Raw genomic sequence first — 1930 nt, 5'->3', positions numbered from 1 at the left:
TGCCGATGGCGTTGCGGCCCTGCACCACCGCCACGCGGGCCGACACCGCGCTCATCGACCTTGCGATGTCGTCCGCCAGGGAGATCACCCGCGACGACTTCGTCCCAGGCGCAGGCTCAAGCTCATAAAGGGTGACAACCGGACCGGGACGGACGTTGATGATCTCGCCCTTGACGTTGAAGTCCCAGAGCACGTTTTCGAGTGTCGCCGCATTCTCCTGCAGCACCTCGATCGGCACCTCCGCACTGTCCCAGATTTTGGGTTCCGCCAGAAGATCGAGCGCCGGAAGCTCGAACGAGAAGGATGCACTGAGGGGAGCCGAGACGCCCACAGAGACAGCAGCATAGCTGTCGCGCCGGAAGGTGTCGTTGGCAGGGGCGGGAATAGCCGGCGCCTGGCTCGAACGCGAGGGCGCGAGCACGGCCGCCCGGCGCGGTGCCGCCTCGACGACATCCTCGATGTCCTGGACGTCTTCGGCGAAATCCTCTTCGTCCTCCCAAGGCATGGCTTCCGGCTCTACCGGTGCGGGAACCTGCACGGGAGCGGGCGCGGCAGCCTTGGCCGGAGCCGCGGACTTCCTGATCGGCGAAGCGCTCTGCTCCTTCGGGACGGCTGGCTGTTGAAAAGGCTTGGCGGGAGCAGCCTGAAGCGATGGATCCAGGAGATAGGTTCCTGGCTGCCACATGAAGCTGTAGGATTGCTGTACCGGTGGAAGCTCATAGGCCGCAGGCGCAACGGGGTTGGTACCGACAGGCTCCCTCTGCCCGACAAGGTTTTGCGGAGCAGGGGCTTCGACAGCGGGCATGCGCCGTAGTGCGGCCTTCGCAACCGGAGTCGGTGCGGCTTCCCGCCTGCCGTCCACACGCTCCTGAGCAGGCGCACGGTTGAAGATGCGGGCGCCTGCTGTTTCGGCCTCCTGCGAGGCCGCCTTGTTGCGAAGGGCCTGCAGCCTCTCCTGAAGGGCAGGTGCAGGATCCGGCCCGCGGCTCACGGCGGCCTCCCTCACCCGGTCTTCCATGTGGTCGGGGCCTGGCTGAGGCACCCCCTTCATCCGGCGCTCTTTCAAGACGCGCTCCGGCGTGCGGGTAAAGCGGACCTCAGGCGATATGGAGAAGGACTGTTCCCACACCTCCCCGCGAGGCGCGCCGTTGGCTCCCCGGCTCTGCAGGGCTCTGGCAGCCGCGCCTTCGGCAGGGCGTGGACGCGGGGAGCTTTTCACGAGAGCATGATCCGTCGGCACATGGCCTGCAGCATGCGCCTTCGACGCCTGGACCGCTGCAGGACCGGCCTCTTTGTCCGAACCGGGTTTGCTGTCGTCGTCCCGCGCGAGGGAGCCATAGCCATGGGCGGCGGAAGATGAAGACCGTCGTCTGAAATGCATTGTCTGTTATGATGTTGGGACTGAGCCACTCAGCCCGGGAGAAGGTTCGCCCCGATTACGCCCGGCAAAGGTAAAAAGAGCCTTAGGAGAGATCGAGGAGCACGGACAACTCACACTTGTCCCCAGCCTCCTCCCTTCACATTCGAGAGCGCCATTCCCATATCCCTTGAGGCGGTTCGCTCCCCCTTTTTCCTGTCTGCAGCAGAGCCTTCAACAAAGGTCTTGCAAATCGGCCGAGGGGGTTTATATGAGCGCCTCCCCTGCCCTTTCGGGTGGGGTTTCCATGGCACTTCGGACATTTTGGGCTCCGGTCAAGCTTGATCTTGAGCCCTCGTCGGCGTGCGGGACTGACGACAGAGGCATGCTTCCTCTGTCTGGCCAAGAGCTTGATGGCATCGGCGTTAAGACCGGGTGCTTTGACGGCTCCTCTGGAGTTTTGCCTGGTATTGGCTTGCGGGGTTTTGGCCTTGCGGCGGGTTTGGCGCGGAAGCGGCATCGTTTCTGCGGACGGGATGACTGTGTCTGTACTTGTGCCGGCAGGGCATTGTC

The 1930-nt window shown here is 64.0% G+C and carries 1 protein-coding gene; it reads right to left on the bottom strand.

What is annotated here, in order from left to right; all coding sequences use genetic code 11:
* Positions 1-1051 (bottom strand): DNA translocase FtsK (locus GR303_RS24170; RefSeq protein WP_281408853.1); only part of this gene is annotated, 1051 nt, incomplete at its 3' end.
* Between the last annotated feature and the right edge of the window lie 879 nt (positions 1052-1930).

The sequence above is a fragment of the Microvirga arsenatis genome (assembly GCF_009910705.1).
Taxonomy (GTDB): domain Bacteria; phylum Pseudomonadota; class Alphaproteobacteria; order Rhizobiales; family Beijerinckiaceae; genus Microvirga; species Microvirga arsenatis.
This window is presented reverse-complemented; position numbering and strand designations above follow the sequence as displayed.